Raw genomic sequence first — 17,362 nt, 5'->3', positions numbered from 1 at the left:
GGCGACCACTGCGGGGTCTGCCCGGCTGCGCGTGCCGCGTACGCAATCATGACATCGCGGACGAGCACGGGCAGAGAGGATCCGTCGGCGCTGATGTGATGCACGACGATGACGAGTACGTAGTCGCGAGCATGTTCTGTGCTCGGGTCGTCGACATCGTAGAGCCGGACGAACACCGGTGGAGCCTCGGTGACGTCGAACCGTCGGGTCACCGCCTCGCGCACGCGCTCGGACACGTCTTCTGGACGTACTCGGACCGGCGTCACATCGGGAACCGCGAGCGCGGCGGGCGACACCGACTGCGATGGGCCGTCGGGTTCGTTCGGGTAGGAGGTTCGAAGCACCTCGTGTCGATCGACGACATCGGCGACGGCCGCTTGAAGGGCTTCGACGTCGAGATTGCCGGACAGGCGCACGGCAATCGGAATGTTGTCCACGATCGACGAGGTGTCGAATTGGTTGAGGAACCAATAGCGTTGTTGCGCAAGTGACAGCGGGACTCGATCCGGCCGTTCGCCCTTGATCAGCTGTGGCCGCTCGTCGATCTCGGATGCCATCGCCACGGATGCTGCGAGCGACTCCACGGACGAACTTTCGAACAGGGTTCGAACCGAGACCGTTCGGCCGAGCGTGGCACTCAATCGCGCCGCCACCTGAGTTGCGATCAACGAGTTGCCACCGAGTTCGAAGAAGTCGTCGTCGAGGCCCACCGCCTCGACTTTCAGCACATCCTCGAACACGCCTGCGACGACCTGTTCCGTGGCGGAGCCGGGCGCGCGGAACTCGCGTTCGATCGACGTCGGCTCGGGCAACGCAGCTCGATCCAGCTTGCCCACCGGTGTCAGCGGTAGTGCGTCGAGCGCGACCACCTGCGCCGGCACCATGTGCCGCGGCAACCGTTCCTTCACCCACCGCCGAATCACCGACACGTCGAGGGTCGATTCCACCACCGGCAACACGTAGGTCACCAGCACGGTCGCGGCGGCCCCCTGCTGACTCGTGCGTGCGACGGTGACCGCGAACTCGACCTGGGGATGGGAGGTGACGACGGCATCGATCTCACCGAGCTCGATGCGGAAGCCGCGGATCTTGACCTGGAAGTCGCTGCGTCCCACGTACTCGATGTCGTGCGATTCGGGCACGCGACGAACGACATCGCCGGTGCGGTACATACGACTGCCGTCCCCGACCAGCGGATTGGCGACGAAACGCGCAGCAGTCAGCCCCCGGCGATTGTGGTAACCACGAGCTACCCCCGGCCCCCAGACGTACAGTTCGCCCTTCGCGCCGCCGACGACCGGACGTAGCCGATCGTCGAGTACCGCCGCCGACATCCCGCGAATGGGAGCACCGATCGACACCACCGCGCCCGCGACCAGCGCATCCGAGATATTGGACATGATCGTCGTCTCGGTCGGACCGTAGCCGTTGAAGAACTCGCGAACACCCCGACCGTCACCCCGCTCGACTGCCCAGCGAGCCAGTAACTCGGGCGACCACGCCTCGCCACCCACGACCACCACGCGCAAATCCGGCAATCCCTCGGGATCCACCGATGCCAACGCGGCGGGCGTGACGAACGCATGTGACACACGCTCGGACACCAACAGCTTCCACAACTCGACCCCGCCGAACACGGACGCCTCTGCCACGACCATCGTCGAGGACGCACCCACCGCCAACAGCAACTCCAACACGGACGCATCGAAGCTCGGCGAGGCGAAGTGAAGCGTTCGAGAGTCCGCCGCCAATCCGTAGCGCGTGCGCTGCTCCGCCGCGAAATCGGCCAATCCTGCCTGGGTCACCACCACGCCTTTGGGAACACCTGTCGAGCCCGAGGTGTAGACAACGTAGGCAGCCGACTCCGGCCGTATCCGCCCGACCCGATCCACCGCCGTTATCGGCTCGCACGAGACCCCCGCCAGCAGTTCTTCGACGACGGGGTCGTCCAGCACGATCCACTGCACACTCGTCGGCAGTGCCGGTACGAACTCACTCAGGGTGACGCCGATCCGGACACCGGAGTCGAGGACCATCCGTTCCAGACGATCGGCCGGATAACCTGGATCGAACGGAACGAACGCCCCTCCCGACTTCGCCACCGCCCACACCGACATGACCGATTCCACCGACCTCGGCAGCGCCACACCCACGAATCCGTCGACCTGGACGCCTGCGTTCACCAGCACACGCGCCAAACGGGACGACCGACCGTCCATGTCGCGGTACGACACACTCGCCGAACCACAGACCACTGCCTTCGAATCCGGACTTCGCTCCACCGCTGCGGCCAACACATCCGGCAACGAGACCGAGCGAACCCGGCGCGTGCGCGGCGCGCGTTTGTCCTTCTTGCGCCCCTTCGATGTGCCCGACTTGGGAGAGCGCTCGACCGCCGTCTCGCCGGAAGCGCCACGGTGCGCGTTGGAATTCGTCGGATTCATCGGTAAGCGTGTCCTCGCAGTCGGTCAGGGATTCGGACTGACTTTTGGGATCCAAATCGGACAAAATAGCCTATTTCTGCATCACAGGCATTTCGTACCATATTCGGACCTACCATGAAGGCTACCAAGGGACGCGAAATCTGCAATTACTCACGATTCACATTCGCGCACGAAGATGACGTGAAGATTAACAATTGCGGTCTCGTCGAGATAAAACCGAGATAATCAGCGAATTTACGAGAATTGCGTCACAAACATTCTCCAAGACGGTTTCATGGGCGTCGCGCAGACTCTTCCCCTGCCCCTGCGCGACGCCCTGGCTATCAGCCGAATACTGTCCAGCCCGCCGTCGAACGGCTGGTTGGGAGCACATTTCCGATCGGATGCTCGATGAGCACCACCGAGGCAAGGTCCTCGGCGTCCATAGTGTCACCGAGGGCCTCGGCTTCTTTCCCGGAAACGAATGCGTGCGTCACCCAGTGTTCGACAGCGACCACATCGACAGAATTGGTCTGTTCTGAGTCGAGAATCACCATCGCCGCGCCGGTGGACGACGCGAGTACCCATTCCATTGCAGACCAAACGTTACCGAATTCCGCAGTCCCGTACGTGCGGGACTCATAGGTCAACCCGATGTGCTCGCGCAGTGAATCGGCCAGCGTGACGACGTCGCCGTGCGATATCGGTTCACGAGCGTCATCGAAGAATGCAAACGGATCCTCGGGCCGAAGCAATCGCACACGCTCCGAATACGACACGGGACGTGACGAGCGCCCAGCGACCGAGTCGATGACGGATTTCTCGTTCAGGACGATCCACTCGTCGACCGCATTCTCGACACCGTCTGCGGTCGCAGCAATGCCGAGAGCAGCAGAGTCGGCCATCCCGACTGCCGTCGCAGCGCCGCTCTTCGCTACGGCCCACAGCGCGACGACACGCTCCTCGGAGCGCGGAACAGCCACGACAACCGAATCGCCAGGACCGACGCCTCGTGCGATCAGTTCACGAGCGAGCTGTGACGACCTCTCGTCGACCTCGGCGAATGTGATGTCGACATCACCGACCGAAATGGCCGGGGCGTCGGGATCGTCGTCGACCACGGTACGGAGCACTTGCGCGAGGGTCGCACCCTCGACGACCGACGGCGACGCAACGTCGTCGGGTGACGGCGCCGTGAGAACGTGCCCGGCGTCGGCGTCGGCATCGGACTGCATGTCGATGTCCCCGACGATCAGTTCGGTGTCGCGGCCGACAGCATCGAGTACCTTCGTGAACCGCTCGCCGAGCCGGACGATCGACCCTTCGTCGAACAGATCCGTCGCGTACGTGAAGACGATGCGGAGCCGATCGCCGACGCCCTCGACCGTGATCTGAAGATCGAACTTGGCTGCCAGTTCGGCACCATCGAGCACCGCAACGGACAGCCCCGGCAATTCCAGGCTTGCCTGCTCCTGGTTCTGCAGCGACAGGACCACCTGGAAGATCGGATGTCGGGCCACCGATCGCGCCGGGGCGACCGCATCCACGACCCTCTCGAACGGGACATCCGCGTTGGCGAAGGCTCCGAGGTCCACGTTCCGCACCCGGTCGAGAAGATCGCCGAATCGGTCGGCGGGATCGACATCGACTCGTAGAGCGAGCGTGTTGACGAACATTCCGACCAGTCCGTCGAGGGCGGCATCACCGCGGCCGGCTACCGCTGTGCCGATTGCGATGTCCCGTCCGCCGCTGATGCGAGCCAACAGCACAGCCAATGCGCTGTGCACGACCATGAACAGCGAAGCGTTGTTCTCGCGCGCGATCGCAGCGAGTGACTCGGTCGATTCCGCAGACAGTTCGGTCGACCACGAACGCCCACGCATCGACTGCTGAGGCGGACGCGGCCTGTCCGTAAGCAGGTCCAACTCGTCGGGAACTCCCGACAACTGCTCCGTCCAGTATCGAAGTTGTGCTGCCGCGAGGGAGTCGGCGTCCTCCGCCGTGCCCAGAACGTCGTGCTGCCAGAGCGCGTAGTCCGCGTACTGCACGGGTAGCGGGGCCCAGGCGGGCGCCGAACCGGACGTCCGCGCCACGTAGGCAGTCATCACATCACGCGCCAGCGGAGCCATCGACACCCCGTCGGCGGAGATGTGATGCACGGAGACGGCGAGGACATGATCGTCCTCGGCGAGCGCGAACAGCTGCACACGCACCGGTACGCCGCTCGACACGTCGAAACCACGTGTGATCGTCTCGCGAACTCGGTCGATCAGTTCCATCTCGCTCGCACAGGCGATCGGCGCCAGATCGAGCCCGACGTCCGCGACGTCGCCGATCTGTTGGAACGGCCCGTCCTCGTCCGACGGGTAGCTCGTACGCAGGCTCTCGTGCCTGTCGATCACATCGCGAATGGCGTGGTCGAGTGCACCGGGATCGAGCTCACCCGACAACCGTATCGCCAGCGGGATGTTGTAGACGGACGAGCCAGGGTCGAGTCGATTGAGGAACCACATTCGTTGCTGGGCCAGCGACAGCGGGATGCGTGACGGCCGTTCGGCAGCGACGAGTGTTCTGCGGCCCCCGACGCCGAGACGTCGGCTTGCACACGACGCGAGAGCGGCGACCGTCGGTGATTCGAACAACTCGCGAACCGTCACGTCGCTACCGAGCGCTGCGTTCAGTCGCGCGATGACCCGGGTCGCGTCGAGCGAGTTGCCGCCGAGCTCGAAGAACGAGTCGTCCGCGCCCACGGCGTCGTGGCCGAGTACCTGCCCGAACACCTCGGCAACCGCCTTCTCGGCAGGAGTACTCGGCGCGCGGAAGGCGGACGCGGATGCGTACACCGGAACCGGCAAGGCTCGACGATCCAGCTTGCCGTTGACCGTCAGCGGTAGCCCGTCCAGGATCTCGATGACGTCCGGAACCATGTAGCTGGTGAGGAACTGGGCGGCAACGGACCGCAATCGGGCGACATCGATACTCGCGCCCGCCGACGGTACGACGTAGGCGACCAACGATTCCGTGGCCCGCTCCCCTGCGTCGGCAGCGCCGCGGACGTCACGACGCACGATGGCCACCACCTGAGCGACGTCGGCGTCGCGCAACAGCGCGGATTCGACTTCACCGAGTTCGATCCGGAATCCACGAAGCTGAACCTGTGAATCGCTACGACCTGCGTACTCGAGTTGCCCGGACGCGTTCCAGCGACCGCGGTCGCCCGTCCGGTACATCACCGACCCGCTCGGCCCGAACGGATCGGCGGCGAACCGAGTGGACGTCAGAGCGGGTTTGCCGAGGTAGCCTCGCGCAAGCTGCGCACCGCTGACGTACAGCTCGCCGTCGACCCCGACCGGAGCGAGACCGAGCCTCGAATCGAGAACTCGCACAGTCAATCCGGGCAAGGCGTCGCCGATGACACTGGCCGTTGCGCGATGGGCCAGCTCACGCGAAAGCGCCAGGTACGACACGTGCACGGTGGTTTCGGTGATGCCGTACATGTTGACCAGCAGCGGCCCGTCCGGATGCCGGGCGTACCAGCGATCGAGGGACCCCAGATCGAGCGCTTCGCCACCGAATACGATGTAGCGCAACGACAACGCGGCAGCACGGTCTCCCGCAGACCGTTCGGCCTCGGCCAGCTGCGCGAAGGCAGACGGCGTCTGGTTGAGGACGGTGACACGTTCGCGTGCGAGCAATTCGAGAAACTTGTCGGGTGAGCGCGATGTGAAGTAGTCCACAGCGACCAGCCGTCCACCCGCCAACAACGGGCCCCAGATCTCCCATACCGAGAAGTCGAATGCGTACGAGTGGAACATCGTCCACACGTCGTCGCGCCCGAACTCGAATCTCTTCGCTGCGGCCGCGAACAACGTCGTGACATTTCGGTGGGTGACGGTGACTCCCTTGGGCCGCCCCGTCGAGCCCGACGTGTAGATCACGTAGGCGGTGTTGCCAGCGGAGATACCGCTGGGAAGTTCGTCACCGGAAAGGGCTGATCCGTCGTACTCGGCAAGCTCCGCGCCGTCGACGAAGATGGCCGGGCATTCGAGCGTACCGAGCGACTCCACCTCGTCCGAGGACGTGATCACCGCGCTCGGGGCCGCATCGCCGAGGATGTACGACAGCCGCTCGGCCGGATTGCTCGTGTCGACGGGCAGGTATCCCGCACCGGCTTTCAGGACACCGAGGATCGCTGCGATCAGATCGGCGGATCGAGGGAGAGCCACCGCAACGAGACTTTCGGGACCGATTCCCTTGTTCGACAGCGCTCGTGCAACTCGGTTGGCGGCGCTGTCGAGCTCTGCATAGCTGAGTGTGACGTCACCACTCGTAACTGCCGGCGCCTCCGGATTGGCAGCGACAACAGCCTCGAAACGTGCGGCGAGCGTGGCATCACCCGAATCGACGACTTCGGAGCGGACATCGCTCAGGTGCGCACGCTCGTTCGCGTCGAGGATGTCGATGTCCCCGATGACGACATCGGGGTCGGCGACGACCGCGTTCACGACCGCAGTCAGTCGACGAGCGAAACTCACCGCGGTGTCTTCGTCGAAGAGGTCTCGCGCGTAGGTCAATTCGACCACCAGCGACCCCTCGGCACCCGTGTCGGACAGCATCTCGGTGACGGCCAACTGCAGATCGAACTTGGCGATAGCGAGATCGAGGTCGACGCCCGCCACCGTCAACCCGGGGAGCGCGAACCGAGTCGGTTCCATGTTCTGGAACGTCAGCATGACCTGGAAGATCGGGTGGCGCGCTGCACTTCGTTCCGGATCGAGAATCTCCACCAGACGCTCGAACGGCAGATCGGCATGTGCGAATGCCTCGAGATCGGTGTTGCGCGTGTCGTTCAGCAACTGACGGAAGCCGAGGTTCGGCGACGCGTCGGTTCGAAGTACGAGCGTGTTGACGAACATGCCGATGAGGTCGTCGAGCGCTTCCTCACCGCGACCTGCGACGGGCGTTCCGACCGCGATGTCCGCGGAGTCCGACAAGCGTGACAGCAGAACCGCGAGTGCCGCGTGCACGACCATGAAAACGCTGGCGCCTGACTCCGTCGCCAATGCCTTCAAGCGTCGGTGCGTATCGGCGTCGATCGTAAACGTGTGCGTAGCACCGACATTGGACGCGACAGCGGGCCGCGGTCGATCGAACGGCAGACCCAGTTCGGTCGGCAGGTCCGCCAACGCCGAAGTCCAGTACTCGATTTGATCGGCGATGACCGAATCGGGCTCGTGCTCGGACCCGAGGACGTCGCGCTGCCACAGCGTGTAGTCCGCATACTGAACTGGCAGCGGCGCGAAGTTCGGCAGCGCGTTCTGACTACGCGCGTGGTACGCCGTCATCACATCACGAGTGAGCGGGCCCATCGAGACCCCGTCACCGGAGATGTGGTGCACGACGAGGATCAGAACGTGCTCCTCGTCCGACACCTGCAGAAGCCGAATACGAAGGGGCACCTGCGCTGTGACGTCGAACCCGGTCGACACCATGTCGCGCACCGCCATAGCGACGTCGGTCGGTTCGACGACGACCGGCGTCAGCTCGGGGAACACGTCGTCGACGGACTGGATGACCTGGTACCCGATACCGTCGACGTCGGGGTAGGACGTCCGCAGCGACTCGTGCCGCTCGATCACGTCGCGGATGGAGTGAAACAGCGCCTGTACGTCCAGTCGGCCGGACAGCCGAATCGCCACCGGAATGTTGTTCACGGCGGACTCGGTGTCGAACCTGTTGAGGAACCACATTCGCTGCTGGGCCAGCGACAGTGGGATGGCATCGGGGCGCTCCCGAGGCGCCAATGCGGCGCGGGCATCGCCGAGAGTTCGCGAGGATATCTCGCGCGCAAGATCTTCGACGACCGGGTTGCCGAACAGCAACGGCACCGGGACTCGGACGTCGAGTGCTGCACCGAGACGCGCAACAAGCCTGGTCGCAGCGAGGGAATTGCCACCCAGGTCGAGGAACGAGTCGGTTCTGCCGACGCGTTCGATTCCGAGGACCTCGGCGAAGATGTCCGCGACGGTCTGTTCCAGCTCGGTCGCCGGCGCCACGAACTCCCTGGCCGCGAACACGGGAGCCGGAAGGGCAGCCCGGTCGAGCTTGCCGACAGGAGTGAGCGGAACCGAGTCCAACTCGATGATCTGAGCCGGGATCATGTGAGCGGGGACCACGCTGCCCAGGTAATCGGCGAGCTCGTCGACATCGAGCGCAACGCCATCCGGAGCGCCGCCGTCGATCGACTGCACATAGGACACCAATGCGGCATCACCCGAGGGCAATTCGTGGCCGACCGTGGCAGCGAACTGTACCCGTGGATGTGCGGTGAGCACACTGTCGATTTCACCCAGCTCGATCCGGAAGCCACGGATCTTGACCTGGAAATCGGACCGGCCGAGGTAGTGGATGACGCCATCGACGTCACGTCGAACGACGTCTCCCGTGCGGTACATGCGCACACCGGCGATACCCGCCGGTGCGTCTGCGAACGGGTTCGCCACGAACCGCTCCGACGTCAGCGCCGCGCGGTCGTTGTAACCCTCGGCAAGCTGGGCACCTGCAAGGTAGAGCTCTCCACTGACACCCGCCGGTACCGGTCGAAGCCGGGTGTCGAGTACGAATGCACCGACTCCTGCGATCGGGGTGCCGATGACCGGCGACTCCCCCGCGAGAAGCGGCGCAGTGCTGGTCGCGAGAACAGTTGCCTCGGTGGGCCCGTATCCGTTGAAGAACTGGCGTGGTGGCAATCCGTCACCGCGTTCGGCATCCACCCATCTCGCGACGAGCTCACCGGTGAACGTGTCGCCTGCGACGACGACCACTGCGAGATCCGGCAGTCCTGTGGGATCGACCGATCCCAGTGCCCCTGGAGTGATAAGTACATGCGTGACCCGTTCGGCACGCAGAAGGTCGGCCAGTTCCTGGCCCCCCTTGATCGAGGGCGGCGCCACGACGAGCGTCGCGCCGGACGTGAACGCCAGAAGCAATTCGAGAACCGAGACGTCGAAGCTGGGCGAGCAGATGTGCAACATTCGGGAGTCGGAGGTGAGCCCGTAGTGCGGGCGCTCGGCAGCCACGAGCGGACCGAGCCCGGAATGGGTGACGACGACACCCTTCGGCATTCCCGTCGAACCGGAGGTGTAGATGATGTAGGCCGCGTGCGATTCGAGCAGCGGCCGCACCCGATCCGCGTAGGAGATCGGATGCGATGGCCGTGCCTCGACGGCCGACAACAGTGCCGAATCGTCCAGCGCAAGCCAGTCCACGCCGCCGGGGAGATCCGAGACGTGATGGGAAACGGTGAGGCCGAGGACTGCGCCGGAATCCGACACCATGTGTCGAATGCGATCGACGGGATAGGTCGGATCCACCGGCACGAATGCGGCACCCGTCTTGGCGACCGCCCACACTGCAAGCACCGATTCGATCGACCTCGGCAGGGCCAGTGCCACTCTGTCACCCGGCCCGACCCCTCGATCGATCAAAGCCCGCGCCAACTGCGACGACCGTTCGTCGAGTTCGCGGTAGGTCAGCTCCGTGCCCGCACACGTCAGCGCAGTCTTCTCACCCGCCGTCTCGACAGCACCGGTGAGTAGCTGAGACAACAGCTCCGCACGAACACCTGTCCGACGCGTCGGACGTTCTCCACGCGACCGACGACCGGCGCCACGAGTCGCGCCAGGGACCCGAGCGCGGGATTCACTCGCACTCATGTCGCCGAGCCCGTGTTCGTTCTTCCAGGAGTGCGGAACGTCATGTATGCGGATCACCTTCGTTGTCGACAGTTCTTCGGTCTCGGTCCACGCGTTGCCCGTCACCGCCGTCGAGGACACACGATCGGATCCACCGAGCGACGTTCGGGCGCCCGTTCCGGGCAGGGAACGAGAACAGCCAAGTTTACCGAGCCGTCCTCAGCTCTTCCCGCGCAGACGAAGAGCAGACTCGAGATCTGCTTCTTCACCTCAGGGATCTATCCCGGTTTCGGACGAAACCGTTACCGATGTCCTCGATGGCCGACAAGGCACTCACAGATTAGTCACGGTGCGCCCGTCTGCCCACGCGTCGACCGCATCTCCCGTGGCAGGCCCATCTGTGACGACCACCACTACGAGATCGTCCAGGTCGTCCGGACCCGATCCTTCGAGTACGTCCATCGGCACGAACGCGTGCGTCGCCCACGATTCGAACAGAAGGTCGCCCACCGAGTCTGCGCCGATGTCCGGTTCACCCATTATCAGCGCGCCTCCGCGCGATGTCACCGCGAACGCCTCGAACATCGACGCGTCGGAGTCGAACGAACCGTAGAGGAAGCTACGTGTGTCGTAGGCCAGTTCGAACCGTTCGGAGTACTCACCGAGACGGTGCATCAACTCCGATTGCGTGAGCGAGCCCGAGGACAGCGTGATCGCTGTGTGGTCTCCGGACAGCGGCTGGAGCCTGTCGGTGTACGAGACCGGATGCCCTGGGCGATCCGCCGTTTCGCGCACGAAGTCGACGCTGTCCACCACGACCCAGGTCGGTCCGTCCGGTGCCGTCGCCAGGTGAGCGCCGACGGTCACACCGAACTGCGCGACGCCGACCTGGTGACTCGAACCGGGCTGCGACGCAACGACCGCCGCGCCCGTCTTGGCCACCGCCCACAACGCCTCTATCGCCGTCGTCGAACGCGTGAGGTGCACCACTACCGTCGCACCCGGTCCGACGCCCCGTTCGATCAGCGAACGAGCGAGTTTCGACGACGCGATGTCGAGTGCTCGGTAGCTGATTTCGTCCTCGCCCGATATGAGCGCCGGGGCTTCGGGATCGTCCTCGACGACCTCCGCCAGTACCTTCGGAAGTATCTGCAGGTCGGACCCGAACGATCCTCCGGCTCCGACCGTGCCGGACTCCGGTCCCGTGGAGGCAGTCACGATGCGTTCTCGCTCGCCCGCGTCGAGAATGTCGATCGTCCCGACCTGCCCGTTCGGCTCGTCGATCAACGCATCGAGAATCGAGAGGAACCATCGACTCAGTTCGGTCACGTACCGACCGTCGAGGAACGTGTCGAGGTACTTGAATGTCAGTTCCAGCTGTGCCTCGACCACTGTCAGCACGGTCAACGGATAGTGCGTGGCGTCGTTGACACCGACGCCGGTGATCTGCAGACCGTCGACCGAACTGGCCGCCGCGATCGCGTCACGGTCGATGGGATAGGACTCGAACACGAGCAGGGTGTCGAACAGCCTGTCCAGGCCGATTCGCTGCTGGATCTCCGTGAGCCCCACGTAATGATGATCGAGCAGGTCCGCCTGTTGGCCCTGCAGTCGGACGAGGGTCTCCGCCCGCGAGCGTCGATCACCGATATCGACCCGGACCGGCAGCGTATTGATGAAGAGACCGACCATCGATTCCACGCCGGCGAGATCGGCCGGACGCCCCGAAACGGTGGCACCGAACACGACATCGGAACGCCCGGTCAGGCGGCCCAGCAGAATTCCCCACGCTGCCTGCACCACGGTGTTGACGGTGACGCCCAGATCCGAGGCCATGGCGCTCAGCGCGGCGGTCCGCTCTTCGGAGAGCGACACCTCGACCTTGTCGATGACCGGTGCCCCACCGGAACGCCGCACACTCTCGGTGAGCAGTGTCGGTTCGGAAACTCCGTGCAGAGCATTCGCCCATCGATCGAGCGAGTCACTTCGGTCCCGACCGTCGAGCCAGGACAGGAAGTTGCGGAACGGACGCACCCGCGGAAGCACGGACGAGTCCGCATGCACGGCGTACAACACCAACAGGTCCTGCATGAGCAACGGCATCGACCATCCGTCGAGCAGGATGTGGTGACTGGTGATACCGAGGTGCCAGGCATCTTCGGCCACCTTGATGAGCGTGAACCTGATGAGTGGCGGCGCCGACATGTCGAAGCGATCCGCCTGCGCGGCAACGAGTATCCGCTTCGCCTCGGCCCGTCGTTCGGCCTCGGCCAGATGAGTCAGATCGATCTCGCGGAACGGCAGCTTCAACTCGCCGACAACCACCTGAGTCGGGCGTCCGTCACTGTCGGACACGAACGCAGCTCGGAGATTGGCGTGGCGATCGAGCAACGCCTGCCCGGATGCGCGCAATCGCTCGGTGTCGACGACGCCGGAGAGGTCGAGCACCGCCTGCATCGTGTAGACGTCCACCGTCGTCTCGGTCATCATCGCGTGGAACAACAAGCCCGACTGCAGCGGCGTCAGCGGCCAGACATCTTCGACGGGCGCGTATTTCGACTCCCACGTATCGATCTCGGCCTGAGTGGACGCGATCAGCGGCAGATCCGACGGCGTCAATCCACCTGCTTCGGCGGTGTGGCTGTGTCCGGCCAGAGCACGCATCGCATCGGTCCACAGATCGGCCAACTCGCTGACGGCGGCTCGGTCGAGAAGTCCGGTCGGGAACGCGAACGTAGCGCCCAACTTCGGACCGTCCGGGCTGTCCGTGACGATGGCGTTGATGTCGATCGTCGAGTTCGCGGGCATGTCGTCGTCCATCGACGCAGTGAGCGAACCGAGCGTCCCGGTGGGTGCCCATCCGATATCCGCGAGCTCGGCCGGGATCCCGGTGGCCGAGATTCGACCAAGATAGTTGAAGCTGATCTGCCCCGCCGGTACCGACTCCAGCTCTGTGGCCGTCTCCTCGTCGAGGTATCGCAGTAGTCCGTAGCCCATTCCGCGATCAGGGATCTGGAGGATCTGCTCCTTAACTGCCTTGACCGCCGAACCGATGGCGGGCCCGCCGGAGAACGCCTCGCCGATATCCAGCCCGTCCAGACGAAGCGCCAGCGGGTAGGCGCTGGTGAACCAGCCGATCGTCCGCGACAGATCGGCCCCGGGCACCACCGTTTCCTCACGTCCGTGCCCTTCGAGGGCGAACAGTGAACTCGTGGTGTGAATCCCGCGGTTCTCGCGCCAACGTGCGAGCGCCAACGCCAACGTTGCCAGCAGGCCGTCGTTGACACCGCCCCGGAACAGACGCGGGACAGTGGTCAGCAACGCGTCGGTGACGTCAGGTGAGATGTCGACCTCGACGCGTTCGACGGTGCGGGCCACGTCGACAGTCGGATCGAACGCGCGCCGACCCAGGACTGGATCGTCGATGTCCGCCAACGATGTCCACATCGGCAACTCTTCTCGGCGCGCAGGCGCCGCCGCAGCCTGGACCAACCCGTGCGCCCAACGACGCATCGAGGTCCCGACGGCCGGAAGCGAAACGGCTTGGCCTGCAGCGAGTTGCGACCATGCAACGGCAAGGTCCGGGAGCAGAATTCGCCAGGTGACGCCGTCGACGACGAAGTGATGGGCAACGATGAGCAGGACCCCGCGCCGACCCTCCCCGTCCGTCTCGGTATCGAAGTCGAACCAGACGAACTGGACCATTGCTCCCGCTGCGGGGGCGAGGCGCCCCATCGCAGCGTTCAACCTGTCGGAGGCGAGGGCCTCCAGGTCGGCCCCGGAGATCGACGCATCGACGCGCACCCGTTCGAGCGCACCGCCCACGTCGACGGCGCCCTGAGCCCGGACGCTCAGTTCGCCGCCCGCATACACCGCCCGGAACATGTCGTGGTGGTCTATCACAGCCGACAGGGTCGCAGTCAGCACGTCTTCGTCGATTCCGGCAGGCAGACTCACCGAGACCGACTGCGAGAACCTGTCGAGACCCCCGCCCGCTGCCGTCACCTTGCGCATGATCGGGGTCAGCGGCATCGAGCCGACGCCGCCGCCCGGCAATTCGGAGAGTACGGCGGGGCGGTCGGAATCACTGACCCGCACAGCAACTTCGGCGAGACCGGCAACCGATCGTCGCTCGAACACGTCCCGCGGAGTGAAGGACACACCTCGTGCCTTGGCACGCGAGACGAGCTGAATGGACACGATGCTGTCGCCGCCGAGCGCGAAGAAGGACTCGTCCACACCCACCCGCGGCACGCGCAGAACATCTGCGAACACCTCGGCGATGATCTCCTCGATGTCGGTTTCCGCTGCGCGGAACACCTGCTCCTGGAACACCGGTTCCGGGAGCGCGCGTCGATCGAGTTTGCCGACCGGGGTCAACGGGACCTCGTCCAGGACGACGATCGACGCAGGCACCATGTGCGACGGCAATGTCTGCCCGACGAACTCCGTCAGCGTGGCCTGATCCACGGTAGCGCCGACCGTCGGCAAGACGTACGACACGAGAACCGTTGCACCCGAGGGAAGGTTCTTCCCGAGGGTGGCTGCGAACGCAACCGAGTCATGAGCGGTCAGCGCCGCGTCGACCTCACCGAGCTCGACCCGGAATCCGCGGATCTTGACCTGGAAGTCCGATCGCCCGACGAATTCGAGCTCGAAGGTGGCTGTGCGCGTGGTCCACCGGACGAGGTCCCCGGTGCGGTACATCCGCGCGCCTGGTGCCGCGTAGGGATCGGCGACGAACCGGGAAGCGGTCAGCCCACCGCGTTCGTGGTAGCCGCGAGCGAGTCCCTCGCCCGCGAGATAGAGCTCTCCCGCAACGCCGACGGGGACGGGCCGCAGTCGACCGTCCAGGACGAGCGCGGCCGTGCCCCGAACCGGCGAACCGATGGTGATCGGTCGACCGGGCTCGAGTTCGGCGTAGGAGGAGATGATTGTCGTCTCCGTCGGGCCGTAGCCGTTGAAGTACCGCCGGCCGGGTGCCCACCGGGCAAGGAGCTCAGGCGTCGTCACATCTCCGCCGACGGAGAGGACCTCGAGGTCGTCCATGCCGTCGGGATCCATCGTCCCCAGCACGGCCGGCGTGATGATCGAGTGAGTGACCTTCTCGGAGAGCAGGATTTCTGCCAGGTCCGGTCCACCGATGACGTCGGAAGGAACGATCACCAGTCGAGCGCCGGTGGAGAACGCGACCATCCATTCCAGAACCGATGGATCGAAACTCGGCGAGCAGATGTGCAGGAAGCGACTCGCCGATGTCACCCCGTACAACTCGACCGCGGAATCGAGCACGCCGCGCAGGCTCGCGTGGGTCACGACGACGCCCTTGGGCAGCCCCGTCGAGCCCGAGGTGTAGATCACGTACGCCGCGTGGTCGGTCGTCAGCACCGAACGTCGCTCTCCGTCAGCGATCGGCTCGACGGACCGTGCGTCGACCTCTCGGCGAAGCGCCTCGTCGTCGAGCAGCAACCAGGTCTCGCCCGGCAACGCATCGACGTATCCCGACGCCGTGATCGCCACGACGGCAGCCGAATCGGACAGCATGTGTTCGATTCGATCCGTCGGATAGTTCGGGTCGACGGGCATGTGCGCACCGCCGGCCTTGGCTACTGCCCAGACGCATACGAGCATCTCGTACGAGCGTGGGAACGCGAGCGCAACGACAGTGTCCGGACCGACGCCTCGTTCGATGAGTGTCCGCGCCAGCTGCGAGGACGACTCGTCGAGTTCGCGGTAGGTCACCGATCTGCCCGATATCCGCACTGCGACGGCGTCGGGATCGAGGGCGGCGCCCGCTGTCAAGATCTCCTGCAGTGTCGTGGCCGCACCAGCGTCACCACCGGAAACGTGAGTCAGGGCATCGGCCTCGCCTTCATCGAGAAGTGCGAGATCGCCGACCGGTCGAGACGGGTTCGCGATCGCGTCGTCGAGCAACCGGACGAACCGAACCGCGAAGTCGGAAATCGTCGACTCGTCGAACATGTCCGCGGCATAGGAGAACTCAGCCGAGATACCGTCGAGTTCGCCGTCACCGAGCACGTGCTCGCGCAGAGTGAGCGAGAGATCGAACTTGGCAATGTGGGCCTCGAACGGAACACCGCTGACATGAAGATCCGGCAGTTGCAGATCGGTCGACGGGAGGTTCTCGAACGACAGCGCCACCTGGAACAGCGGATGACGGGCCGTGGACCGCTCGGGGTTGAGTACCTCCACGAGCCGTTCGAACGGGATGTCGGCATGAGCGAAGGCCTGCAGATCTGCCTCTTTCGCTCGCGCGAGAATCTCGGTGAAGGACCTCTCGGGCTCGACGTGAGTCCGCAACACCAGAGTGTTGACGAACATGCCGACCATGTCGTCGAGCTCGGACTGCCCTCGACCCGCGATGGGAGCGCCGATAGCGATGTCGTCGGTCCCGGACATCCTGGCGAGGAACACCGCCATTGCGGTGTGCACGACCATGAACAGAGTGCTCGACGTTGTCCGCGCCACGTCCACCAAAGCCCGGTGGGTCTCCGCGTCGATGCGGAACGGAACTTTCCCGCCCACGTAGTTGCGCACCGACGGCCTACTGCGGTCGGTAGGGAGATTGAGTTCGTCCGGTAGTCCGGCCAGTGCACTCTTCCAGTACGCAACCTGCTGCGAGGCAATCGAATCCGGATCGTCCTCACTACCGAGAACCTCACGCTGCCACAACGCATAATCCGCATACTGCACCGCGAGCGGAGCCCAACCTGGCGCCTCACCAGCAGAACGCGCCGCATACGCGATCATCACATCTCGGGTGAGCGGACCCATCGACCATCCGTCGGCCGAGATGTGGTGCGCGACCAGAACGAGGACGTACTCGTCCTCCGCGACCTGAAGCAGTTCGCCTCGCATCGGCAACTCGGTGGGCACGTCGAATCCAGCCGAAATGACTGCTTCTACTCGTCGAGCGACGTCCGCCGGATCCACGGGCTGGGGCTCCAACGTCGGCGCCGCAGCCGAAACAGGCAGAATCACCTGTGCGGCAATGCCATCCGTCTCCGGATAGACCGTGCGCAGCGATTCGTGGCGCGCGAGGACGTCCCGCACCGCAGCATTGAGAGCCTCGATATCCAGCGATCCCGACAGCCGGACCGCCACCGGGATGTTGTTGACCGCGGACTCGGTGTCGAAGCGGTTGAGGAACCACATCCGCTGCTGCGCCAACGACAACGGAACCATCTCCGGACGCTCCCGCGCCACCAACGGAACCCGCACACC

2 protein-coding genes and 1 pseudogene are annotated in these 17,362 nt (G+C 64.8%); all 3 read right to left on the bottom strand.

Translation table 11 applies throughout. From position 1 onward, the window contains the following. The coding region (locus A2J03_RS22340; RefSeq protein ID WP_156520532.1) for a non-ribosomal peptide synthetase at positions 1 to 2,444 on the bottom strand (2,444 nt) is incomplete at its 3' end. Between the two features lie 323 nt (positions 2,445 to 2,767). Then, complete coding sequence (locus A2J03_RS22335; protein ID WP_082898016.1) at positions 2,768 to 10,138, bottom strand: non-ribosomal peptide synthetase; 7,371 nt, start codon at positions 10,136 to 10,138, stop codon at positions 2,768 to 2,770. 312 nt (positions 10,139 to 10,450) lie between these two features. Continuing rightward, positions 10,451 to 17,356 (bottom strand): annotated as a pseudogene (locus A2J03_RS22330) (amino acid adenylation domain-containing protein); the annotation flags it as partial. Positions 17,357 to 17,362 lie beyond the last annotated feature (6 nt).

Source organism: Rhodococcus sp. EPR-157 (genome assembly GCF_001647195.1).
In the GTDB taxonomy this organism is placed as follows: domain Bacteria; phylum Actinomycetota; class Actinomycetes; order Mycobacteriales; family Mycobacteriaceae; genus Rhodococcoides.
Note: the sequence above shows the minus strand (reverse complement) of the source record. Positions and strands in the feature narration are given on the sequence as shown.